Annotated in this window: 20 protein-coding genes; 6 read left to right on the forward strand and 14 right to left on the reverse strand. The window is 30.4% G+C overall.

The genetic code is table 11. The features are described 5' to 3' along the window. Positions 1-384 precede the first annotated feature (384 nt). Positions 385-2,508, forward strand: coding sequence for a Tex family protein (locus CHRY9293_RS16660; RefSeq protein ID WP_162034017.1), 2,124 nt, complete (start codon positions 385-387; stop codon positions 2,506-2,508). A gap of 62 nt (positions 2,509-2,570) precedes the next feature. Here the strand turns inward: CHRY9293_RS16660 and CHRY9293_RS16665 are convergent, their stop codons facing one another. From CHRY9293_RS16665 to CHRY9293_RS16675, 3 genes are all read right to left on the reverse strand, one after another. Further along, positions 2,571-4,142, reverse strand: coding sequence for a M20/M25/M40 family metallo-hydrolase (locus CHRY9293_RS16665; RefSeq protein ID WP_162034018.1), 1,572 nt, complete (start codon positions 4,140-4,142; stop codon positions 2,571-2,573). Positions 4,143-4,255: 113 nt separating this feature from the next. Further along, complete coding sequence (locus CHRY9293_RS16670) at positions 4,256-4,432, reverse strand: histone H1 (RefSeq protein ID WP_122547574.1); 177 nt, start codon at positions 4,430-4,432, stop codon at positions 4,256-4,258. Between the two features lie 564 nt (positions 4,433-4,996). Further along, complete coding sequence (locus CHRY9293_RS16675; RefSeq protein WP_162034019.1) at positions 4,997-5,236, reverse strand: hypothetical protein; 240 nt, start codon at positions 5,234-5,236, stop codon at positions 4,997-4,999. Between the two features lie 575 nt (positions 5,237-5,811). Between CHRY9293_RS16675 and CHRY9293_RS16680 the strand changes: the two genes are divergently transcribed. From CHRY9293_RS16680 to CHRY9293_RS16690, 3 genes are all read left to right on the forward strand, one after another. Further along, entirely contained in the window at positions 5,812-6,120 is a 309-nt protein-coding gene (locus CHRY9293_RS16680) for a nitrile hydratase subunit alpha (protein WP_162034020.1), read from the forward strand. Between the two features lie 72 nt (positions 6,121-6,192). Continuing rightward, the gene (locus tag CHRY9293_RS16685; protein WP_162034021.1) at positions 6,193-7,335 is read left to right on the forward strand and encodes a JmjC domain-containing protein; all 1,143 of its coding nucleotides are present in this window, start codon (positions 6,193-6,195) and stop codon (positions 7,333-7,335) included. Positions 7,336-7,344: 9 nt separating this feature from the next. Further along, positions 7,345-8,586 carry a DUF4135 domain-containing protein gene (locus CHRY9293_RS16690; protein WP_162034022.1) on the forward strand — a complete coding sequence of 414 codons (1,242 nt, stop codon included), beginning with the start codon at positions 7,345-7,347 and terminating at the stop codon, positions 8,584-8,586. Positions 8,587-8,675: 89 nt separating this feature from the next. Here the strand turns inward: CHRY9293_RS16690 and rpiA are convergent, their stop codons facing one another. The 11 genes from rpiA to CHRY9293_RS18900 form a co-directional block, all read right to left on the reverse strand. After that, positions 8,676-9,359: a ribose 5-phosphate isomerase A gene (rpiA, locus tag CHRY9293_RS16695; RefSeq protein WP_162034023.1), complete on the reverse strand. Its 684-nt coding sequence runs from the start codon at positions 9,357-9,359 to the stop codon at positions 8,676-8,678. A 170-nt stretch (positions 9,360-9,529) separates the two neighbouring features. Further along, positions 9,530-10,426, reverse strand: coding sequence for a hypothetical protein (locus tag CHRY9293_RS16700; protein WP_162034024.1), 897 nt, complete (start codon positions 10,424-10,426; stop codon positions 9,530-9,532). Positions 10,427-10,438: 12 nt separating this feature from the next. After that, entirely contained in the window at positions 10,439-11,584 is a 1,146-nt protein-coding gene (locus tag CHRY9293_RS16705) for a hypothetical protein (RefSeq protein WP_162034025.1), read from the reverse strand. Positions 11,585-11,693: 109 nt separating this feature from the next. Next, positions 11,694-11,846 carry a hypothetical protein gene (locus tag CHRY9293_RS16710; protein WP_162034026.1) on the reverse strand — a complete coding sequence of 51 codons (153 nt, stop codon included), beginning with the start codon at positions 11,844-11,846 and terminating at the stop codon, positions 11,694-11,696. Between the two features lie 31 nt (positions 11,847-11,877). Beyond that, complete coding sequence (locus tag CHRY9293_RS16715; protein ID WP_162034027.1) at positions 11,878-12,801, reverse strand: hypothetical protein; 924 nt, start codon at positions 12,799-12,801, stop codon at positions 11,878-11,880. Positions 12,802-12,919: 118 nt separating this feature from the next. Continuing rightward, complete coding sequence (locus tag CHRY9293_RS16720; protein WP_162034028.1) at positions 12,920-13,825, reverse strand: hypothetical protein; 906 nt, start codon at positions 13,823-13,825, stop codon at positions 12,920-12,922. 307 nt (positions 13,826-14,132) lie between these two features. Next, the gene (locus tag CHRY9293_RS16725; RefSeq protein WP_162034029.1) at positions 14,133-14,993 is read right to left on the reverse strand and encodes a hypothetical protein; all 861 of its coding nucleotides are present in this window, start codon (positions 14,991-14,993) and stop codon (positions 14,133-14,135) included. 151 nt (positions 14,994-15,144) lie between these two features. Beyond that, positions 15,145-16,131, reverse strand: coding sequence for an ankyrin repeat domain-containing protein (locus tag CHRY9293_RS16730; RefSeq protein WP_162034030.1), 987 nt, complete (start codon positions 16,129-16,131; stop codon positions 15,145-15,147). 6 nt (positions 16,132-16,137) lie between these two features. Next, a complete protein-coding gene (locus CHRY9293_RS16735) occupies positions 16,138-18,546 on the reverse strand; it encodes a glycoside hydrolase family 24 protein (protein WP_162034031.1) in 2,409 nt (802 codons plus the stop codon). 12 nt (positions 18,547-18,558) lie between these two features. Further along, a complete protein-coding gene (locus tag CHRY9293_RS16740) occupies positions 18,559-19,089 on the reverse strand; it encodes a DUF4280 domain-containing protein (protein ID WP_228455577.1) in 531 nt (176 codons plus the stop codon). Positions 19,090-19,091: 2 nt separating this feature from the next. Further along, entirely contained in the window at positions 19,092-19,217 is a 126-nt protein-coding gene (locus CHRY9293_RS18900) for a hypothetical protein (protein WP_262887733.1), read from the reverse strand. Between the two features lie 389 nt (positions 19,218-19,606). Here CHRY9293_RS18900 and CHRY9293_RS16745 point away from each other — a divergent pair, with 389 nt between their 5' ends. Both CHRY9293_RS16745 and CHRY9293_RS18755 read left to right on the forward strand, forming a co-directional pair. Beyond that, on the forward strand, positions 19,607-22,678 hold the full coding sequence (locus CHRY9293_RS16745) for a DEAD/DEAH box helicase (protein WP_162034032.1): 3,072 nt from the start codon (positions 19,607-19,609) through the stop codon (positions 22,676-22,678). A gap of 219 nt (positions 22,679-22,897) precedes the next feature. Next, the gene (locus CHRY9293_RS18755) at positions 22,898-23,026 is read left to right on the forward strand and encodes an ATP-binding protein (RefSeq protein WP_162034033.1); all 129 of its coding nucleotides are present in this window, start codon (positions 22,898-22,900) and stop codon (positions 23,024-23,026) included. Positions 23,027-23,339: the final 313 nt, after the last annotated feature.

Below are 23,339 nucleotides of genomic sequence, written 5' to 3' on the forward strand. Positions count from 1 at the left end.
AGATTATTCTATAATAATTTACCCCTCTTACTAAACATGCTATAATTTTTCTTACAATCATTGAGTTTTTATTATAATAAATTTAAATAGATTTTTTTAAGAAAACTATACTCTTAAAATTGAAAATTTCATTATATTTATAGTAAACCTTTAATCATTATTTATGAAATAATAGTTTTCATAATCATTTAGTTTTTATTATAATAAATTTAAAAAGAATATTTCCAAAAAAATAGTACCATTATAAGTAAAAAATCATTATTTTTATTCTATAAATTTTGAAAGAATTCACAATAAGGATTATTCCGTTGTGAAAACATTTAAGGCGGGGTAACTCGCCTTTTTCATTTCAAAACATTAATTTAGCCTTTCGAAAATTTAACAATGACAACGGTACATTTTATACACAATCATACAAATATCTCAGAAAAAAGCATCAATAATACTCTTCAACTATTATCCGAAGATTGTACTATTCCTTTTATTTCCAGATATCGAAAAGATATGACCGGAAATCTTGATGAAACTCAAATAGAGCACATTTCAAAACTTAATAAACAGTTTGAAGAAATTGTAAAAAGAAAAGAATCCATTCTCAAATCTATTGAAGAACAAAATGCTCTATCTCCGGATCTTAAACAAAAAATTGAAGACAGTTTCGATATTCAGGAGCTTGAGGATCTTTATCTTCCTTATAAAAAACGTAAGAAAACAAAAGCTGATTCCGCAAAGGAAAAGGGACTGGAACCTTTAGCTAAAATAATTATGAGTCAAAAAAATAATGATATCCAATTTTTGGCTGCACAATATATTAATGATCAAGTTGCCAATGAAGGAGATGCTCTTCAAGGAGCAAGAGATATTATGGCTGAATGGATCAATGAAAATATGTATGTCCGTAAAAATCTTCGCCGATTATTTCAACGGAAAGCTACCATTTCCTCTAAAGTAGTAAAAGCCAAAAAGGATGAAGAAGGTGCTCAAAAGTTCTCTCAATACTTTGAATGGGAAGAAAGTCTCAACAGAGCTCCATCTCATAGACTTTTGGCTATGTTAAGAGCAGAGGCTGAAGGTTTCGTAAAAACAAATATAGAAATTGACAAAGAAGAAGCTATTGAATTTATAGAAAATGCCATTATTAAATCTAATAATGAAAGTTCTACTCAAATTTCTTTAGCTATAAAAGATGGTTATAAAAGACTCTTGGAACCTGCTATTTCCAATGAAGCCTTACAAGAAGCTAAAGAAAAGGCAGACAAAAAAGCCATTGAGATTTTTGCTGAAAACTTAAGCCAATTATTATTTGCACCTCCATTAGGAGAAAAGCGAATTTTAGCCATAGATCCAGGATACAAAAGTGGTTGTAAGATTGTTTGTTTAGATGAAAAGGGCGACTTACTCCACAATGAAACCATCTATCCTCATGCTCCTCAAAATGAATCCGGAATGGCGATGAAAAAAATTAGGTCTATGGTAAACGCCTATAATATTGAAGCCATATCTATCGGAAATGGAACAGCAAGTCGAGAAACTGAATTTTTCATCAAAAAAATTGCCTTCGATAAACCTTTGCAAGTTTTTGTCGTATCTGAAGCAGGGGCATCCGTTTATTCAGCAAGTAAAATTGCTAGAGATGAGTTTCCGAGCTATGATGTTACTGTTCGCGGGGCTGTTTCCATTGGTAGAAGACTATCTGATCCATTAGCAGAGTTGGTAAAAATAGATCCAAAATCCATTGGAGTAGGTCAATATCAGCATGATGTAGACCAAACCCTTTTAAAAAATGAGCTTGATTCCACGGTCATGAAATGTGTAAATTCAGTGGGGATCAATCTTAATACAGCCAGTAAATCTCTTTTAAGCTATGTTTCCGGTATTGGAGAGAAAATGGCAGAAAATATCGTTAATTATAGAGCCGAAAACGGAGCTTTTGAAGATAGAAAACACCTGAAAAAAGTACCTCGACTTGGAGAAAAAGCCTTTCAACAAGCAGCTGCATTTGTGAGAATTTCTAATGCCAAAAATCCTTTAGATAATTCTGCTGTACATCCTGAAGCCTATGGAATTGTAGAAAAAATGGCAAAAGATTTGGGTATTAAAACGCATGAATTGATTGCTAATAAAGAAAAAGTTGCCCAAATAAATCCGGAAAATTATCTGACTCCGGAAATTGGTATTTTAGGGATTAAAGATATTTTAAAAGAATTGGAAAAACCGGGATTAGACCCAAGAAAAGCGGCAAAGGTATTTGAGTTTGATCCGACAGTAAAGAGTATAAAAGATTTAAAAATTGGTATGATCTTACCTGGAATTGTCAACAACATAACGGCTTTTGGATGTTTTGTGGATCTGGGTATTAAAGAAAGTGGTCTTGTCCATATTTCTCAATTAAAAGATGGATTTGTCTCTGATGTGAGTGAAGTCGTAAAACTCCATCAACATGTACAAGTCAAAGTTACGGATGTCGATGAAGTAAGAAAAAGGGTACAATTAAGTATGATTTTATAAAATAAAAATAAAATTGGGCAGTCATAAATGACTGCCCAATTTTTATCTGAACTATATTGATATTATTTAAAATCTTTAGAACTCCTTATAGGTTTTTTCATTTCAGGCCATTTTATGGATTCTCCTTTTTCATCTTGAGGCATTACTCTTTTCTCTCTGCTCGTAAACTCCGGATCTTCCGATGCCATATAGGCTAATGTAGCAGCTAATACTACATTATTTTTTAATTCATCAAAAACAATTTTATCATAAGTGTCTTTTGTCGTATGCCATGTATATCCAAAATACCCCCAGTTAAGAGATCCCAATGAAAACCCGGGAATACCAGCAGCTACAAAAGACGAATGATCAGAACCTCCCTTATCGGGCATAGAAGGAAAGTCCGTTTTAATATTATCTTTAACCATTTTAGGAACGGCATTCAACCATCTTCCTATATAATCGTATGATTTTACAAACCCTTGTCCACTAATTCCTACTACACGCCCTGTTCCATTATCTTGGTTAAAGACAGCTTGGATACCTTTAGCTATTTCCGGATTATCTTCAATAAAACTTCTGGAACCATTTAAACCTTGTTCTTCACTCCCCCAAAGTCCTAAAACAATTGTCCTTTTATTATTGGGATATTCTTTTTTCAATATTCTCATGGTTTCAAGCATGGTAAGCGTCCCTGTTCCATTATCTGTAGCTCCTTGAGCTCCATCCCAAGAATCAAGATGAGCTGATAATACAACATATTCGTTGGGTTTTTCTTTCCCTTTGATAATCCCTATGGTATTAAAAGTTTTAGCCTCCGGAAGTTGTTTTGAATTCGTTTCAATTTTAATTTGGGGTTTTGCCCCTTTTTCGGCCATTCTATAGAGCATTCCATAATCTTCCATTTCAATATCAATCATAGGAGTTTTCGTTGTTTTAGCACCAAAAATCCTACTGGCTCCCATAATTCCGGTCCAATTGGAAACTGCAATTCCAACGGCACCCGCTTTTTCTAAAGCTTGGGGAAGTGTAGTGATATCATATCCAATATTCTTCATATAATCCCGAAAATTTTTAGATTCGAGCTCTTTTTCCGCCTTCAATTTTTCATAAAGTTCGGGAGTTCCAAATTCTTTGATTTGTTCATCAGAACGCCCAATTTTTTGATATTGAGACATCAAAACAATTTTTCCTTTTATAGAAGATAGCCATTGATCAAACTCAGATTTAGAAGAAACTTTAGGCAGTATAATCACTTCTGCTTCTATTGGTTTTTTGGTAGAAGGACACCACCCCAATTGAGTTGCGGATAATGATTTAATACGAGGATGTGTCATATCTACATGAGTAATTCCTCGCTGCCATCCTCTCCATGTTCCAAATTGTTGAAGATTAGCCTCTATATCCCAAGATTTTAATTTATTGGCAGTCCATTCATTAGCAGCTAACATTTCAGGAGTTCCTACTAAACGGGGGCCAATTCCATCAAGAAGCTCATAGGCCATGCCTTCCAATTGTGAATTGGTATTGACTTCATTGACAAAATTCTGTACTATAGGATTAATTTTTTCGTTAGCCTCTATTTTTATTTGAGCCCACGAAAGTTGGCTAGCTAGAACAGCTAATGGCCATGTAAAAAAATGGTTTCTTTTCATATGATTTATTGATTGGATTAAATATGAAATAATTCCAAGGAATTTAAATGAAAATATAGTATATGAAATAGGTAATATAAAAATACCGGCTTTAATAAGCCGGTATCTAGTAATTATTTTTTAGATTCTTCAACTGAAATTTTTCTGAATTCTTTGAACAGTTTGCTTAGTTCTAAAGCTGATTTACGAGCTCTTGTACCTGCTGCTTTATTTCCTTTTTCTGATTGTTGACCTGCCTCAGTAGCAAATGCTTCAAATTCCGTGTTGATTTTTTCAATTAGTTCTTTCATAATTTTAAAATTTAGGCTGCAAATATAGGTTTTATGGTGGTTCTAGCCTAATTGTCATGGAAAAAATTACACTATTTTAATCATATGTAAAGCTTTTGCTTCACATTAATATTCTAAAATAAAAACTTACAATAGGAAAATATAGAAGACTTTATGTAGAATTGATGTACAAAAGTCCACCTATCCATATTTATAGTAAAAATATAAACTAGGCTTTTTAATTAGTGTATTCTACTCATAATGAGTAATAAATACTAAAAGTCGAATATACTATCTGCCTCATTAACGACTTATATAGAAAATGTATTTTAATGTAGAGTGCCCTCCTTTTTTCTAATATTTACAACTTTTTAAGATTCAGGACTTAAAAGTGTTAAAATTTTCTTAAAAGATATTTATTTTATAAATATTGGCACAATTTTCTCAATACAAGAAGCAACTCATGTTTAATTTGAGTTTTCATGGTTATTAGTTTTTTATCCTCGGAAATCCGGGGATTTTTCTTTTAACCGATAAGCACTATAAATGCTATAGGCGACACCTATTTTAAGTAAATAGTCGCTCCTATTTTTTCTCATATACATCGCTTTTTTCAAAGCTTACTACTATATAATCATCATTGGAAGAATATTTCCTAGAGTTTTTATCATTAAAGAGCTTAGGATTCCTCAAAAATTCACCAATATACCGCTCACTTTCGTTAGCAATGGCCGGCGTAATAATAATATAGTAGTATTTAGGTATTGACTCATGAACTTTTTCTAAAAATTCTTTTTTATACTGAACAGCTTTTTCGTATTTCATTTATAATATTTTTATGATTGGTTGGTTTAAATAATATTTTAAATTAAAAATCCAAATACAAAATAACAATTTGATTTTCAGGATAATAAAAAACAGTTTCAATACTTATCCCATACATAACATCTTGTTTTTTTTATTTTAAATAAAGGAGTTATTCTAGTAAAAAATGTTTTAAATTATTAGATATGCATAATTTTTATTATTTTTTTTCAATTTTATCTTTATAATTATATCACTTATATGATTAGTTTTTTATATATTTGAATACCTCAAGTAGAGGTTTTTTTTTATCATTTGTGTTTTTTAAACCTCCTTCGGGAGGTTCTTTTATTATATACTATTTTTCTCTCTACAGAGAATAACTTGTTTATAGATGTTCCACCTCTTTTTATCTACAACAATTATCTAACCATTTTACACCAAAAAAAGAATTAATTAAAAAAAAATTCACACAAAAAGAAATAAATAAAAATATTTCACCATGACGCCCATAAATAGCATTAAATTATTTGTCATATAGCCCAAATACTGTATATTAGTATTTACTTTTTAAAAGATACCAAAAAACAAAATTCATGGAAAAAGAAATCTCAAAAGCAGAGTTTAAATCTGCAATGACCAAACTTATTTTGAAAGCATGGACGGATGAAGACTTCAAAACATCTCTTCAAAAAAAAACCAACGAAGCCTTAAACTCATTAGGTATTCCTATTCCTAATAACGTTAATTTTTCTGTTTTATTTAATACAGAAGACACATTTAACATCGTTATTCCTGCAAAACCTACAAGTAGTGAAATAAGAGAATCTGATTTCTTAACGGCATCTGCTCAATTAGCAGCACATGAACAACTTGTATTACCTACTATTTTAGTACGTAATTAGAAGAATCACTACAGTATTAATCTTAATTTGGCGTAAATCAGTTATAAACCTGAATTTACGTCTTTTTTACATATGGATATATTTAGAACAATTCAAGAAAATCATTTTGAAAAATCTCCTTTTACAAAATCTATAAGAGGAGATGTACCGATTTCTTTTACTTATGATGATTTTCAAGATATATTAGTAAAACTTATTGATCAGTCTCCCGATTCTATTCAAGTTACAAAAAATGGAAAACTCGTTTTTCCTAATCTCTTTAGCAAAACAATTTCTTATCCTGAAATCATTAGAGATTATCGAGAGGGCGCAACTATTACGATCAATTTTATTTCTTCATTTAATTTGTCCTTGAAAAAAATATGTGAGCAAATGGAGCATATTTTTGAATGTCCCGTTGAATGCAGTGCATTTCTTACTCCTCCCAATGTTCAGGGATTTTCACCTCATTTTGATTCAGCAGAGGTTTTTATGGTACAAATTGAAGGATCAAAACATTGGAAGATATACTCTCCCATTTTGGACCTACCATTAGAAAGGCAAAAAGCCATTGTTTCCGATAAAATTTTTGAAACCACTCCTCTTTTAGATACCACTTTAGAAAAAGATTCTATTTTATATATCCCCAGAGGATTTATCCATTATGGACATTGTAACGAAACAGAACCTTCTCTGCATATAACTTTTGGATTGGTATTAAATAGAAAGTATGAATTAGCTCAATTATTTATAGAAGAGCTCGCAGAGTTTTTTCCTAGCTTTAGAAAAAGTATACAATATTCCGAAATCACCGTAGACAATATTTCTGATATTCTTACCTCTTCTCTAGCTTCATTAAAAGAGCAAGAGCTGAGCCAGGAAATTGTCCTAAAAATTAAAGCAAAAATAAAAGAACAAAATATTAAACAATCCATTATACTACCTGATAATGATTTACTTTGGAATCCTAGTTTGGACCTGAAAAATTCTGATATTTATCGTAAAAGAAAAAATTTAAAATTTTCATTGCACAATCAAACTCTCATATTCAACTCATTAAATGGAACAAAAAATATTAGTCTGCCGCTTACCAGCTTAGAAATTGTAGATCACATTCTCACCAATGAAGAGTTTTCTATTCATTCTATATCTCATCATATTAATGATGTTGAAAACATTAAAAATGTATTAAAGAAGTTTATGTCTGAAAATGTAATTGTAAAAAAAGCCATATAAAAGATGATCATGCAGGATAAAGAAAGCTTGGTATATGATGATTTAAGAAGGGCTTTACCTATATACTTCAAAATACAATATGATTATTTTGAGCACATTAGTAAAGTGCAAGAGCTTTATTTTCAAAACTCTAAAGAGTATGTGACATTTTTTCAGTCTTCTTTTCCTTTTTTAAATGATCATATTGAACATATTAAAGCTTTAATTCAGAAAAATATTATTCATACGCAGGAAAACATATCGCAGTATTACTCAAAAAATAGCAGTCTTTCTACGTTTCTTTCTGATCCTCATCATCAGTGGGATGTGGTAAGAATGGTACAATGTCATAGTACCCATAAAAAAGTAGTTTACAAAAAAGGAGCTCTCAGGAACTATCTTATATACGAAAACTTTATAAAAAAATTTAAATCGGTATTTCCGGCATCCGTTGAAAGTCTAAATATTCACAATGACCATCATGGGGAATTTTTACTTCAGGAATACATTGAAACAGATCATCATTTTGAAGACGACCATTTATTTAATTATCAAATAGGATTTTTATCTATTCTTCTCTACCTTTTATCTGCCACCGATGCTCACTTTGAAAATTTTATTTTAAGTAAAAAAGGCTTGTGTTTTGTTGATATTGAAAGTATTTTTCAACCTTTAAAAAAGAAAGATATAACCAATGAAGTCTTTTCAAAGTCTGTTTATTCAACAGGCGTTCTTCCCTTTGAAATCGATGTTCCATTAAAGGGAAAATTTGATTTTAGTCCTATTTCAGAAGATAACTGGTTTTCTATGCCTCCTCATTTTAAAAAAACGTCTATTATTAAAGAGGGAATGAGAGATGCTATCCAATTTATCACCACTCATTATACCGAAATACTAGATTATTTTAATGAAATTGCAACCCAGGAATATATAATGAGAGTTACGATCAAGCCTACTCTTTGTTATGGATTGGTTTTAAATAAACTATCCGAAAAAGGATGGTCAGATATTGAAAATGTAACCTATCAGGCCTTACAGCTTCTTAATAAAGAAGAAACTCACGCTCAACCTATTATTGAAGAAGAAATGAGAATGATTTTAAATTATCAAATTCCTATTTTCTATTCTTCTAGTCGTTCTACTAATTTGATAACTGATAGTCTTGAAATTAAAAATTATTTTGAAAAACCCGGAATTAATAGATCTTTAGATCGATTACATACTCTCGTAAGTTTAGATCATCATAATACGATTCAGCAGTTAAAGATTTAAAGCTGAGTTATTCCGCTACAGAAACATCTTATATTTTCATAAGATGTTTTTTTTGATAAGTATAGTTTTAAAAACTAATTCTTAGCCTATTACGAAATACTTAAATGATTCATTCCTTCCGGACCACAAAGTATGGCAGCCATTGCCATCTTATAAAACAAAGAATGATCAATAATACCAGGCCAAACTTTTATCTGATTGAGAGCTGATAATTCCGGGAAACTCTGAAATTTTACATCCAATAAAATCCCTCCTCTTTTGGTTAATATATTTTTTTTATCAGCATTTGTTCTTATAACAACGTGAAGAACATCAAAGTTTTTTTTCAACGTATCACTAATATAGCCTATTGCATACGGAACAACCTCAACGGTAAATAAACAATTTATATTGAACTGATCAGTATATTTCTCTACATCTCCTAATAATATAAACTCCTTTGCCATACATGCCAATGCCTTTTCATCTGTATGAATACCACCTCCACTCTTTAAAGCATTCAATTCTTTATCCAGCTGATCACACCCATCAAAGTATACATCAATAAAAGTAAGAGTTGCAGCATCTATAACATTCAGCCCAAGGTCTACTACTAAATTCTCTGTTTCTACACTGGAAGAAACAAAACGGAGAGTTTGAGCTTTATTAATATCAGCTGCTAATTCTTCCGCCAAATAAGCAATAGTACCACCTCCACCAAGCCCAATTATTTGATGAGGTTTCAATTTTTTTGCGGCTTCTATAGCTGCTTGTTTTTTATAATTTGGTTGCATTTTTTGAATGGGGGTTCTAGGCTTTCAGTAGAGTTATTAAGTTGGAGTCAAAATTAAAAAAAATTAGCACAGTGAATCTTTCCAAATACAATAGTATATGCTATGCAAATCTATCTAAAAAAGTTTTACAATTTCTTATTATAGCTTATGCTCTCACAGTTGTTAGTTTTTTATTTTATCAAACCATCTTTTTGGACTCTATATATTCTTTTTAAAACCCTTTTTTCAGCGGAATTTTTTCTTGAATATAACTCAATTTCATAATTTTCTTTAATAATAAAATCTTCAATTTTTTCTCCATCCATTTTTCCAATTTGTAATGATGAAACTACTTTTTTATTATCTATTACTTCAAAGATATAACCTTCTATATCAGAATCAGTAAAAGCCAAAATTATAGGTTGTAAATTATGTATTCTTGGAAGTATAAAAAAAGCGGACGGCTGCTCTTTTACTCCATAGCTTTCAAGAATATTTTTATATTCTGGATATATATAAGACGGATATTTTATTTCACAGCCCTTATCATTCTCAATACATATATTATAATAATCAGTAAAATCAAATGGCAGAACACAGACTTTAATATTATTATCAATATTTGTTTTCTCTTTTTTAGAAAATTTAGATATATCTACATTTTTATTTTTTAACAATAGTTTACTAAATTTTTTAAACTTTATTTGTGCATCAGGCATAAGATTCTGTAACACATTATCATTATCTCCTTCCTTATTTATTTTTTCTATTTCACCGAAATGATTATACCAAAAATTATATTTTTCATAATATGTATCTGATAATTCTTCATCAATGTATGTTTCCACTTTAAATTTAACATTTATTGTGTACTTATCTTGTTGCAATATTTGGAGTGTGTAGGTCATTGCACAACCAGAGCCACAACTTAATACAAAAGAATCATTATTAGTGTTACTACCTGAGTTTGAAGTTTTATATTCTTGTTTTTTCTCTAATATTTTATAGGAAGTCGAATCCTTTTTCTTACAACTAATTGTTATGAAAAATAAACAAAGAATTAATTGTAAAAATTTATTTGTTTTCATATATACTAATTTTTATTCATCTCCTTGTAACGGACTAGGCTCCTCATCTAAAAGCTGCCCACTTTCAATGTAATTTTTTAAAAAATCAAATCCAAAATAATTATGCTTTTTTAGGAGGGATAATATTTCAGGATGATTCATTGCATTTTTACTTTGTAAATAAAATAAAGTACTTGTTTTTGCATTCCAAACCGTTGTATCTCCTATTTTAAATTTATTCAATTTAGGAATTTCGATATTTGATATATTAGCAATTATTTCGGCTTTCTCATCATCAGTAAAGACAGATGGTCCCTCTTTTGAATAAAGAATAGAAACAATATATTCAGAAAGAGCGGATATATATTTATTATTATCTTTAGTAGTCGTTTTATCTACATATTTCAAAAGGTCTTTTCTGATTTTAAGTTTTCCTTCACAATCTTTTACAAAAAAAATATTTCCTATTTTTTCTACGGAAGCAGGAAACTCTTCAGAATACTCTTTATACTTATCACTTAGAATTAACTCATTGATTTTTTCTTCTTTATCATATCCAAAATAAATCAAAAGAGTTTTCAAAAATTCTTTATCATTAAATAATAACCAATTTAATTCTCCTTTATTACCGTTGAATAGATATTTATTTCTAGCAATAGTAGCTTGGTCTAAGTTTATACTAAGATTATGATTATTTAGTGTTATTATATCATTTAATAATGGTAAAGTAGATATTAATCCGTATTTTGGAAAAACAAAAATATGATCATAGGTATAATCATATTCACTTTTAATTATATTTTTTTCTTTATGAGGATTAACAAAATATGTCGTAAAATCAAGATGTTTTTTTATACCAATACAGCCGCAATCAGAATTCTCTTCAAAAATTTCTTTTACTCTTTTTATAAAAGCTTTCTCCTCCAGAAGTATATAACCGTTATTTTTCATTCCTTGGGATAATACTTGTCCTCCTATTTCAATATCTGTCTCTGTTAAATGATACAAATGTAAAGTATCAGTATCATTTTCAGAAAGCTCAATTCTTTCTTGGAGTTTCATATGTTCTTTTATTAATTCTTCATTTATGTCTTCTTTTTTCGTTTGGCTTTCTACGCTCTTATTTTGACAATTTAATAAACTGGTTGTCATGAATAATATTAGTGTAATTTTTTTCATTCCAATAACATTTGATTATCTATACCCGAAATGAAAATGATCTTACTCATAATCATTCCTATCTAGTTTGGACATTATTTTCGCGGATATAAAATTATCTATATTAATATCATACTGATTCTTCTCTCCTCTGATATTCTCTTCCTTTTCTCCATATATACATTCTCTTAAAAAGCTTAGAAGTAATCACCTCAAAACTTTTTTTCTTTCCTGCCCAATCAACATCTGTTTCTATAAGGGGGGGGGGAAGTTTTATCTTCATTTTTTCCATTTTCTTTCCTTCTTTTCCTATTTCATCTTTCCTTATTAATTTCTTGCCAATTTTGATTTAGAAATTGTGCACTTTTAATAAAATATTTTCCACTTTCTCTTTTTAACTTGAAAGCACAATCTAAATCAGAATCATTTTTAATATTTATCTCATTTTCTTCAGTTTTATTAATTATGAATTTACCTTTACAAACGGATGTATTTGCATCTACTAAAACATTATTAGAATTTATTGATATTTCATAACATGTTTCGGATTTAATAGAATCTTCTCTTTTATTATCAAAACAAAAATTATAATTCCCATCAAATGAATCATCTTTTTTATGTGACACACTAGTTTCAATTTTATCCTTTGGTTGAAAATTCCCTTTGAATTGAAAAGATCCAATCTTAAGAAGGTATGAATTGTTTATTTCTGATAGAGTTGCTTTAGAACTCATATACAATTTACTAATATCATCATGTGTTTCAAAATGGAAACCACTATCCGAGAATGTTTTCTTCAATTTGCTATATTTCAATATTTGAAAAGTTAAATATTCTTTTGTAATTACAGGAAATAGAAATATTAAATTATTTTCGTCATTAATAAGAATTTTTATCTTACCAATAGCATCTTGAGTGGTAATATCATAAGTAAAATTAAAATCGGTAATAATCTTTTGATTATCAATTTCTAAAATTGCAGTTTCTTTCTCGAAATTTAAGTTAAGAAATACATTATTTACACCTATTATTCTTAATTCATAAATAGTATGCCTTGAATCTTTCTCTGTTTTAATTTTTTCAATCTTAATTTCTGAATAGTTATCCGAAATAGAAGTTATTTTTTCAACATCTAGTAATCGTTTTTCTTTTTTACAACCGTTAATATTGATACTAATAATCAAAAAAAATAGTGCAAATAGTGTATTTTTCATTAAATATCCAAATTGATTATTCATAGTCTTTTTCATTTTTATAGGTATCAAGTATTCCTAAAAACTCTTTAATAAAAGCTTAGAAGTGATCTCCTCAAAACTTTTTTTCTTTCCTGACCAATCAACATCTTTAATATAAAAATCATCTAAATCCTCTTGATCGAATAATATTTTCCTTATTTGCTAATCTATATTCACCCTCACAACCATAATCTTCAGAATATTTTGCATCAATACTCAAAATCGCCTTAGTAGAAGATTTTATTGTAATAAAATACCCTAAAGAAATCTCCTCACCATTGGAATTACTAATTGCCGGTGCATAAATTTTATAGCTTCCTATAAGATTAGGCTCTTTTAATATATTCCGTTTAGCAATCTTATTACCTTTTATAATTCTTGAATTCTGTTTTAGTATTTCACCATCATCTGATAAGTTAAATTGTTCTTCTTGTGTAAAAATTGTACTTTCCTCATCAGTTTTAAATTCTTTTGTGAAAAGATTCCCTTCCTTATTAAAATATCCCAGTTTCAAATCAATCGCAAAGGGATAATTTTTCTTTGTATAAATATTCAATTTTCGTAAAAATTGTGAATTCTGGAAAACCAAAATATCTATTTGATGTACAGTTGGGGGGAAATCATAGTTAGGATCTTCAATTGTTTTAAATATCTTAAGATAAACAAACGTTCGCCCTTTATTCGAAATAGAATCCATGACAAAAATAGAATCCAATCGGAATCCTTTTTCTGAAAGAAAGGAAATATAATTTCTAGTTTTTACTGGTTTTCCTTTCACATTATCAAAATAATCTAACTTATTTAAATTAGATTCATTAATTATATCAGATTCACTTATAGGAGAAGAACTTTCATAAGGATGTATTTTCCATTCTTGAGGAAATTCTATTGTCAATAATTCTTTACTTCCAACTTCACTAAACTCAAATAATTGGTTCTCTCTTTTCTCATCAGTTTGGTAGTTTTTCTTACATCCTGTAATAGCAAATGCCACTAAAACTACTTTTATATAATATTTTATATTCATAAAAGACAATAGTTAATTATCAGTAAAAACCTCTCCACAAATAATTAGATATCTAGTTGTAGGGATTAAAACTCCTATTATTTTTTTTCATAGGTAATTACTTTAGTGCATACTCTTAGAAAAAACATCTTCACTGTAGAAGCTTTTCTATTTTTTAAAATTTTACGTAAAATTATTAATAATGAGAATAATCCTACTCCATTTACAGAAACCATGTTACTAATAGAGAACTATATTGTGATCAGAAGTAAACATTCTAATAACAACAGATCCCTAAAAACATGATTATAAAAAAATTAAATCAATCTCACCCTCTACATTTAAGATATTTCTTTCTATTTTGTTTTTTTAAAGGCATTTCATTATTTCCTGGATTAATAAAATATATGGGATTTTCAGAAATTACATATCCATCGTCTAATCTTTCTATATAGATAACTCCCATTTCATCTTCTAATGAAGAATTAAAAACTATTTTTATTTTCTCATCATTCAGTTTTACTGCTTGTAAATGTGAATAATTTTCTTTACTCCCATCATCATTAATATCTATTGAAATATCATCCAAAAACTTAATATTAATATCATAAATTGTTTTAGCATTATCTCTATTTGAGGCTTCAAAATGATATTTGCCATTCCAACTATCTGTAATAAATAAACTTTTTGGAGATGTTTTTTCATTAGTGGATAATATAAATTTACCTTTATCAGAAACTTCATAATCCGTCTCTTCTTTCACTACAATAAGAGTGTCTTTCCCATTATCATTTATATCATATCCTTCAGAATTTTCATATATGTGAATTTTTTTATTTTCATCAATTAAAAAGCGCTTTTCAAAAGTAGCTTCACTATTTAGAGTTTCATAGATATTTAATGAATCTAGTTTTTGATTTTTACGTATATCATAAGAATAAATAGTGATAATAGGCTCTGTATGCTCATCATCATTCGATTTTCTCTCAATTAAAAGTAAATCTATATTTTGACTAAATGGTATTTTTCCATAAACTCTTGATAATGATTTACAAAATATATGTTTTTTAAATGTTTTATCATAAATAAAAAACCCATTTTTGTCCTTACCTTTATAATTAATGCTCTTTGAATCTAAAGGTAAATTTAAAATATTTATCTTATCATTATGAGATTGAGCAATTAGCATGTTATCCGTTTTTTGACAAGAAAATATGGCTAAAAAAAGAAAAAAATTACGGTTTTATTTTTCATTAAATACTCCGGATTTATTATTCATAGTCTTCCAGTTTTGTATATGCTAAGCATTCATAAAACGTTTTAATTTTACTATATATACCCTATTCGCACTTATGTACGCGTGTATTGTTATTATTTCCAAATGGATTTTCAGAAATTTCAGTTTTTCTATTTTTTGTATTATAGAAACCAATCCAATTTATTATAATTTCATGGTCAGAAACTTGTTTTATATTCATTACTGAGTGCTTTGTTGAAATACTATTCCAATCTAATGTTTTATTTAATCTAGTTATCCCCGCAAGATTATTAAAATAAACCTCTTTATTAATAATTGTCATAACTAGTCTAACATATTCATCATTTGTTATGAGATCTAAATATGCATTATCATTATCCAGAATCAGAAAACTGACTTTAGAATTACAATCACTTTTATAGTTTCCTTTTATTTCAGCATACTTATTTTTACTTTCAAAAACAGCTAATAAATTTTTATTATTGTTTTTAGCATATTCAAATGCCGAGATATTTTCAAAATTTTTCTCAAATGGATCTGCTCCATTTTCCATTAATAATTTAGTAATATCTAATTGATTACTTATTGTTGATTCAAGAATAGGAATAAACTTCTTATTTCCTTCAATATCTGTTGAAGCATTTAGTTTTACACCTGCATTTAATAACTCTTGAACAATATTTATATCATTAGATTTAATAGCCGTAATTAAGAGTGTATATCCTTCATCATTTAATACTGAATTTACATTTGCTTTATTCCCAATTAAGAATTTTACAATTTTTTCATTTCTATTAATTATAGCAATATATAGTGCACTATATTCATTATATTCATCCTCAGCAGCAATTTCAATATCTGAACCTTTTTTTAAAAGTTTTTTTATTTCTTCTAAATTATCAGATTTAATAGCTAGCCCTAATTTATTATATTTTAAGCCATCAATTCCAGGGGGTATATTATCTGTTAATTCAGCTTGTTTTATTTCTAGCAATGAATTTTTGTTTGGTTTTTGACAGCTACTATTACATGATAATATTAGCAAGAGTATGATTAAATATAACTTCATAGTTTTTTATTGTTTGATTTCAATATGTATAGCTGGTTCACCCTCATCATAGTTTATTTTTCCACTTGTCCCAATACTTTTTATTGGATGAATAATTTTGAATACCGAACTATCATTAGCTACATCTAAAATGAATTTTTTATAATCCGTAAGTCCTTTGATGTAGGAAACATCTATAATATTTAGCTTAGCATACTCAGATTCAGCTACACAATGTAATGAAACTCTTTTACCTTGCTTTGAAAGCTCTACAATCTTTTCAATCATAGCATTTATTGTCTTTTCCCTCCCAAAGCTTTTTGTTTGGTTATAAATATCTAATACTTGTCTTCCTGGAGTAGCATACTTAATATGTTTTCCATTCTTTTCATTATTATACATAGCTTCGGCCTGTTTTCGAGGAGATCTTATTGTACTTGTGATTACTACTTTTTTATTTCCAGATGATTTTGCAGCCTTCTTTAGAATATTTTTAGTTTTTTCTGAAACAACTTTCCGTCTTTCTTCTTCAATATTTCCATCAAATTCAACTATGATATCGCTAGAATCTGACTTTTCAACTTTTGGAAGATCTTTACAACAATTTATACCAAAGTATTTCTCTAAAAAGCCTGCTTTTATATAAAGATTTGAACTACCTCTCAATTCTTGTTTTAGAAAGTCTTTATATTTTTCTTTTATTTTTTCACGACTTTCTTCCCTTTGCCCATAGCCCGCACCAGGAAGGCTTGCCCATTCTTTACTACATTTACTAATTGCACCATCAATATCTCCTGAATTAATATTATCAAAGGCTTTTTTCTTTTTAATAATTAAATATACACAATATATATCTTGACTTTCTTTTGAAAAATCATTTACATTGTTATCATTTCTCCAACTAGCAAAATTATCACTATTCCAATTTGTTTTTGTTATCTGATAGGCTCCTGCTGCGGTAGAATCATATTTTGATATATAAACTTTAGGATGTGTACTCATATTTTTTCCATAATCTGCAAAGCTGCTTCCTCCCACAATTCTCGTATAGCCATCTTCATCTTCTGTCCCTTCTCCTATACGAATCATTCTCATAAAAGCTTTCACTTTTGCCTCACATTCACAAATTTTATCTTCTCTCTTCTCAGATATAGGTTCTTTAATAACAGCCGCACTTCTTCCTTTTGATACCTCTGTAGGTATAGCATCCAAAGTCACAGGCATTACAGCAGATTTCACAGATGTTTCTCTGTAAATTACTTCTATAAAATAATCCTGTCGGCTACTATCTGTACCTCCATCTTTAGCTTTATCAAACAGCTTCCTAGTAAGATGTACCCAGGTAAAATTTGTATCACCCACTAAAACCAAATCTTTTTCAAAAATTAAATCGTGAGTCCACAGGAAATTATCTTCTTCCCAGATCTTGATCTTTACTTTCTTATCCTTCATATCCTTGGCAAGGATTTTCAAGAATACCAAAGTTCCTACTCTAGAAGAATGAAGTTTGTTCCCATTTTCATCTACGAATTCAGCACTTAGAAGTCTCCCCTCTACATCTTCACGATTTTTACCTCCTGGGGTGATAGCAAACTTGGGAGAGTCCATCTCGGGCTTGGGTTTAGCAGGAACAATTTCAGGTTTTATTACTGGTGGTATTGGCATCTTAGGCATTTCCCTTTTCCTAGTAGGTACCGGATTATAAGTAGGATTAATTACATTTACATTAGCACTTGCTTTCTGTATATGTGATTCTACAGCATCAGCTGTTACATAATATTCATGAGTTGCCCCTTCATCTTTCTCGCCTAATGCCGTTCGAGCATTAGCTATCTGTACTGCCAAAGTATATTCAGGTAATCGGAAAGATACCTGAGCAATACCATCTTCATTAACTGTATCAAATACAGGGATAAGATTGATTCTATTCAGACCATTGATCATAGGATTATGACCTTCACCATTAGCATCATCTTCCCATAACGTAAAAGAAATAGGCATATTAAACATTTCTATGCAATAGGCACGTGCGATAATTGTATCTTTATAGCTTATCTTTTTTCCTTTAGGAATCTTTTGATAATTAACATCTAAAAGTTCTACTTTTGATATTCTTTGTTCTTTCGCCCTTTGAGGATGGATAATTAATTCTCCATAGTCTTCTCCTTGTCGAACTACTATTTTTATGCCTTTATATTTAAGACTTTTTTGTCCAAAAGTATAAGGAACTCTATCTCCTTCTTTATTATTGTTAGCTTTCCTCCAACCTGTTTTGGTTTGTATCATAACATCCCATTCTCTTTTAGGAGTTTTTATTAATTCTCCAAAGGGTGTATGGGAAAGACCTAACCTAGTATTAGTAAGAGAAACAATGGAATACATTTCCTTCTTCCCTATTATAGGATGTGTATTTCCTAGTATTGTTAACTTGTTCATTATGGATGTGTTTTATTCACAAACTTCTACTTCATCGTATTGTTCTTCTTGAAACTCTTTATAATCTAACAAAGGATTGATATAGTATTGTTCTTTAGGGTCTGCATTTTTAATATTTTGTACATTCATCGAAGCCGTTTGTCCAGCGTCTTTTATTGTAATTTTACCTCCCGTTGTGCAAAGCAATTCGGAAATTTCAGTTACACAACCTTTACCCATTACTTTTACTTTTTCATAGGTCTTTTGCCATTTATCTACTGGAGCAAAAGTACAAGGCAAATAACCTCCATAACTTGGTTTCAATTTACATTGTCCAAAACTAGGCCCTGAGGGGATAAACTGCAAATCATCTTCTGTAACGGCTACATAATCGGATGCTCCTTCTTCATCATTCCAATAATGCTTCTGATGAGAAGTGACGTTAAACTGAGGAAATTGGTTTCCCTGGCTGCATTGGACTTTCCCTTTTTGAACCACAAAATGTTTACCATGGTGGCAGGAGGAATCTTCGGACATCATATCTGTATTTTTCGGTGCACGCAAATTTAATTATTATCTCCTATTTTTTCTAATAAAAATGTTTCTTTTACTTTATTTTCAAAAGTAAAATGTTGGAAATATGCTTCTATTCTTTGCAGAGAATAGGTTTGAGTTCCTAATGATGAATACAATATTATTTAGATTTTGAATTTAACAGAGAATTTAACTTGCATAATGTAAGCTTTGATAGCTCCATTTCTCATTTTCATTACTTACAAGCACGTGAGAGCTATTAAGTACACAAAAAAGCCCTAAAATACGGGCGATTAGTGACCGCAGCGGTTCATTTTCCGAACACTTTTGTAGAGGACTTAACTAAATTATCTGAAATTGAGTATATAATTAACATAGCATCCTACACAAGTCTTAAATATCCACTTAAAGTTCCTCATTCCAACTTAATTGTCAATTTAGACAGGGTGAATTACTTTTAAAAACAATCTTTTCTTTCTGCATTGACAATCTATAAATCAAAAAGTATTGATATTTTTCGTATTATAGAGGATCAAACTAATGAATGATGAGCACATCGGAGCAACATGTACTTAATTTTTGGAGAAATGTAGAGGTTTTCAATCTTCCTCAATTTAATAAAGGTAGTTATCCGCTTATAGAAAATAGTCCTTTACCCTGGCTGCAGAGATTGCGGCCTGCCAAGAAAAACTATGTTTGGCAATACACTTTGTTTTTTGGAAAATTAGAGCAGAAAACAATCATAGAAAAAATTGATACATTATTGGAGGTAAAAGAGGCTCAGGCAGATTGGGAGCGAAAAGTAACCGGACATACTTGTCTTGCAGCCATGCTTTTGGATGAGGAGGGCAGACCTGATGAAAGAAGCTATGTGCTGGCGTCATATATTGTTGGAATGCAAGTGCTGGCGCAAAACAAAAATTGCGAAGAGGTTTCATCATTACTCAACACTGTACAAGGCGATTTTGAACTTCGATACAACATTCCCCCTGTTGCTGAAAATACAACCGAAGAAGATGAGAAACCGGCAAGAAAAGGAAAGAGGGTAACATGGGAACTCTTGCATCAGGAACTGAACTATTTGCAAGAACAAATAAAAGCATGGAATGAAAAACCCGTTGAAATATTTTTCTTGGCAAAAGAAGTTCACAAAAAGAGCAAACCGGAGGTTAATTTTTTGAATAGCTTTTATTTAGACGACCTTAATTATTTATGCGCTTTACCGCCTAAGAACTACAATACCTCCTTACAAGAATACCTGAACCTTAAAGTTAATGAAAGCCAGAGAAAAGATTTTTTATTTGATCGAAAACATTTCTTTAACGCTATTAACCCTAAAAATATTCCTGCCGGAAAATGGCCATCTTCTCCCTCTTATAGTCTTTACACTGCGCAGGCTGCCGCGGTAAACAATTTATTTGCTTCTTTTGAAGAAGCGGATGGCATAAAAGGCATCAACGGCCCTCCCGGAACAGGAAAAACAACTTTATTGCTCGATGTTGTAGCTGAAGTCGTTGTTAAAAGAGCCATGCAAATAATGAAATTAGGCTGTGGCAATCTTTTTTATAAGAAGTATGAGAAAATAGAAAAGGACGAGGGTTTTGCCGGCTATTTTCGACTTCATGAAAGCTTGATTAATCAATATAACATTGTTGTGGCCAGTAACAATAACGCAGCGGTAGAAAATATTACCAAAGAATTGCCTTATGTAAAAAAGATAGACAGTAAGGCTTTCCCTCATGCAGCTTATTTTACAGAGCAGGCCCAGTATCTGACAGAAACTCCCAATTGGGGAATCTTAAGCGCTGCCTTGGGAAATGCAGAGAATAGAAAAAATTTCAGGGATGCTTTTTGGATATCTGATGCAAAGAAACATTTTATTGGTTTCCAGGATTTGCTTCATAATGTTTATCGTGATAAAGAAAATAATCAAGGCAAAATACATCGGACAAATTTTGAAGCTACCAAAGAGAAGTTGAAAGCCCACTTGGGAGAATTTGATGCATTCCGGGAAAAAGCCACAAAATTTCATGATGCCCTGGCTCATTATCAAAAAGAGATAGAAGAAAAGATAAAGCTAGAGCAGGAAGTAACATCATTAGATGCCCATAAAAAAGTGCTATCGAAAAAAGACGCTACACTTGGACAACAAATAACGGAGCGGGAAACCGCTATTCAGCATTTGCAAATTAACCTTCAACTATTACAAAACACAAAACCTGCATGGTTCTTTTTCCAAAAATTATTTAAAACATCTTCTTATCAACAATGGAAAATGAAAGTTGAACAGTATCTTAATCAATACGATCAGCTGCAATCAGAATGTGAAGCCCTGCGCATTGAACATAAAGAATGCGAGGCAGCATTATCCACAACACAAACCAAACTACAACAGATCTCAGAACAATTAGACGCATTAAAACATTCCATAAATCTTTACCTTAACAAACGGGAAGAACTTCATACACTGTATGGTATTGCTTATAAAGATTTGGTGGATGCTGATTTTGTTTCTTTGCCCATGAGTGAGATGCACAAAAGGATGCCTTACCACTCTGCCCGGATTGCCCAATTGAGAAGTGAAATATTTCTGTTAAGCATTGAACTTCATCAGCATGCTATTATGGCCAATGCCAAATATATACGTAATAACCTTAGTCTCTTTTTTGAAATGCTTTCCGGGTACACAAGTGTTCAGGAAAATATTGTTAGCAACTTATGGAGCAGCTTCTTTTTATGCGTACCAGTGGTATCCACTACGCTCGCTTCAGTCAGTCGTTTATTACCAAATAAAGAAAAAGATCAAATTGGATGGTTGATGATTGATGAAGCAGGGCAGGCTACTCCGCAATCAGCTGCCGGCATCATTTACCGGTCTAAGCGATGCATAATTGTAGGAGACCCTTTACAGGTGGAACCTGTGGTGACAATCCCTAAAAATTTGGTCTATAAACTTATGCAGCAGGAGAAGGTAGATGAAATATGGTCACCCGTACACACTTCTGTACAGCAGTTAGCCGATCGAATTTCGGTAAACGGTACTTATATGCCACTTACCAATTCAGATGAACAAATATGGACGGGTTTTCCGCTTCGTACCCACAGAAGATGTGATAATCCTATGTTTGATATTGCCAATAAAATTGCCTATAACGGGCAAATGGTAAAAGACACCCAGGATGAAACAGACAATACTTTTATTGGAGATTCTACCTGGTTCCATGTGGAGGACACAAACCTGGTTAATAAACACACCTTAAAAGGTGAGATTGAATTGCTGAAAATAAAAATACAGGAATTAAAAGGAAAGAAGTATCAGGATGAAATCTTTATTATTTCTCCTTTTTCTCTAGTTGCCGGTTTTTGTGAATGGGAATTTAAAAATGATTCCAAAATATCTTGTGGAACCATTCATAAATTTCAGGGTAAGGAAGCTGACGTTGTATTTCTTGTTTTAGGTAGTGACCCCAAATCTCCGGGAGCTAGAAACTGGGCTTCCGAAAAACCCAACATGCTTAATGTAGCGCTCACCAGGGCAAAAAAACGAATCTATGTCATTGGCAATAAAAACTTATGGGGACAATGTGACTTCTATAAGGATATGTATAATGCCTTGTAAACTTAGAAAATACATTTTGAAGAAATTAATAAAACTAACCATAAATGTTAGGTTGTAACTTTAATCAATAACAATCCAGATCAATTACGGAAAACCATAACCCTAATAGCATTAACTTTTATAAATTAGTTTAAAGTATAATGGTTAAACAGATTTCTATCGATGTTAAAAATATAATAGATAAGAACAGGAAATAATCTAATAACTCGAAATATCATTATGAGAATATCATCAGTTACAATAAAGGGCTATAAATCATTGGACCCTGAAGGAGTAACCATTCCTTTACAGGATAAGCTAGCCGGCTTTATTGGTTTAAACAGTGCCGGAAAAACTTCCGAATTATAAATACTTAGAAAACTTTTTTTCAAACAGACTAAGTATTTTACATTTAAATATCGAACACAAAAATTCAGATTATAAAAGCCTTATAAAGAGATATCTATGGATATAAAAAAGAGACAACTATAAAACAGTTGTCTCCTTAAGTGACCGCAGAAGGACTAATTATAATAATTCGTTTCAGTTCGAATAAGACACTATCTCGTAAAGTGTGTAAGTTAAAAAGTTAGGCTTGGATTTTATAATCTGAGCCTTTTTTCAAAAATAAGCATAAATTGGTTGAGAACAATACCCCAATTTCGAATAGGCATGGTCCATT

The organism is Chryseobacterium potabilaquae, assembly GCF_902728265.1.
GTDB lineage: Bacteria > Bacteroidota > Bacteroidia > Flavobacteriales > Weeksellaceae > Chryseobacterium > Chryseobacterium potabilaquae.

Bases quoted from the DNA above. Each gene is read 5' to 3' on its own strand.
- CHRY9293_RS16660 (WP_162034017.1), top strand. From the start codon at position 385: ATGACAACGGTACATTTTATACACAATCATACAAATATCTCAGAAAAA.
- CHRY9293_RS16665 (WP_162034018.1), bottom strand. From the start codon at position 4,142: ATGAAAAGAAACCATTTTTTTACATGGCCATTAGCTGTTCTAGCTAGC.
- CHRY9293_RS16670 (WP_122547574.1), bottom strand. From the start codon at position 4,432: ATGAAAGAACTAATTGAAAAAATCAACACGGAATTTGAAGCATTTGCT.
- CHRY9293_RS16675 (WP_162034019.1), bottom strand. From the start codon at position 5,236: ATGAAATACGAAAAAGCTGTTCAGTATAAAAAAGAATTTTTAGAAAAA.
- CHRY9293_RS16680 (WP_162034020.1), top strand. From the start codon at position 5,812: ATGGAAAAAGAAATCTCAAAAGCAGAGTTTAAATCTGCAATGACCAAA.
- CHRY9293_RS16685 (WP_162034021.1), top strand. From the start codon at position 6,193: ATGGATATATTTAGAACAATTCAAGAAAATCATTTTGAAAAATCTCCT.
- CHRY9293_RS16690 (WP_162034022.1), top strand. From the start codon at position 7,345: ATGCAGGATAAAGAAAGCTTGGTATATGATGATTTAAGAAGGGCTTTA.
- rpiA (WP_162034023.1), bottom strand. From the start codon at position 9,359: ATGCAACCAAATTATAAAAAACAAGCAGCTATAGAAGCCGCAAAAAAA.
- CHRY9293_RS16700 (WP_162034024.1), bottom strand. From the start codon at position 10,426: ATGAAAACAAATAAATTTTTACAATTAATTCTTTGTTTATTTTTCATA.
- CHRY9293_RS16705 (WP_162034025.1), bottom strand. From the start codon at position 11,584: ATGAAAAAAATTACACTAATATTATTCATGACAACCAGTTTATTAAAT.
- CHRY9293_RS16710 (WP_162034026.1), bottom strand. From the start codon at position 11,846: ATGAAGATAAAACTTCCCCCCCCCCTTATAGAAACAGATGTTGATTGG.
- CHRY9293_RS16715 (WP_162034027.1), bottom strand. From the start codon at position 12,801: ATGAATAATCAATTTGGATATTTAATGAAAAATACACTATTTGCACTA.
- CHRY9293_RS16720 (WP_162034028.1), bottom strand. From the start codon at position 13,825: ATGAATATAAAATATTATATAAAAGTAGTTTTAGTGGCATTTGCTATT.
- CHRY9293_RS16725 (WP_162034029.1), bottom strand. From the start codon at position 14,993: ATGCTAATTGCTCAATCTCATAATGATAAGATAAATATTTTAAATTTA.
- CHRY9293_RS16730 (WP_162034030.1), bottom strand. From the start codon at position 16,131: ATGAAGTTATATTTAATCATACTCTTGCTAATATTATCATGTAATAGT.
- CHRY9293_RS16735 (WP_162034031.1), bottom strand. From the start codon at position 18,546: ATGAACAAGTTAACAATACTAGGAAATACACATCCTATAATAGGGAAG.
- CHRY9293_RS16745 (WP_162034032.1), top strand. From the start codon at position 19,607: ATGAGCACATCGGAGCAACATGTACTTAATTTTTGGAGAAATGTAGAG.
- CHRY9293_RS18755 (WP_162034033.1), top strand. From the start codon at position 22,898: ATGAGAATATCATCAGTTACAATAAAGGGCTATAAATCATTGGACCCT.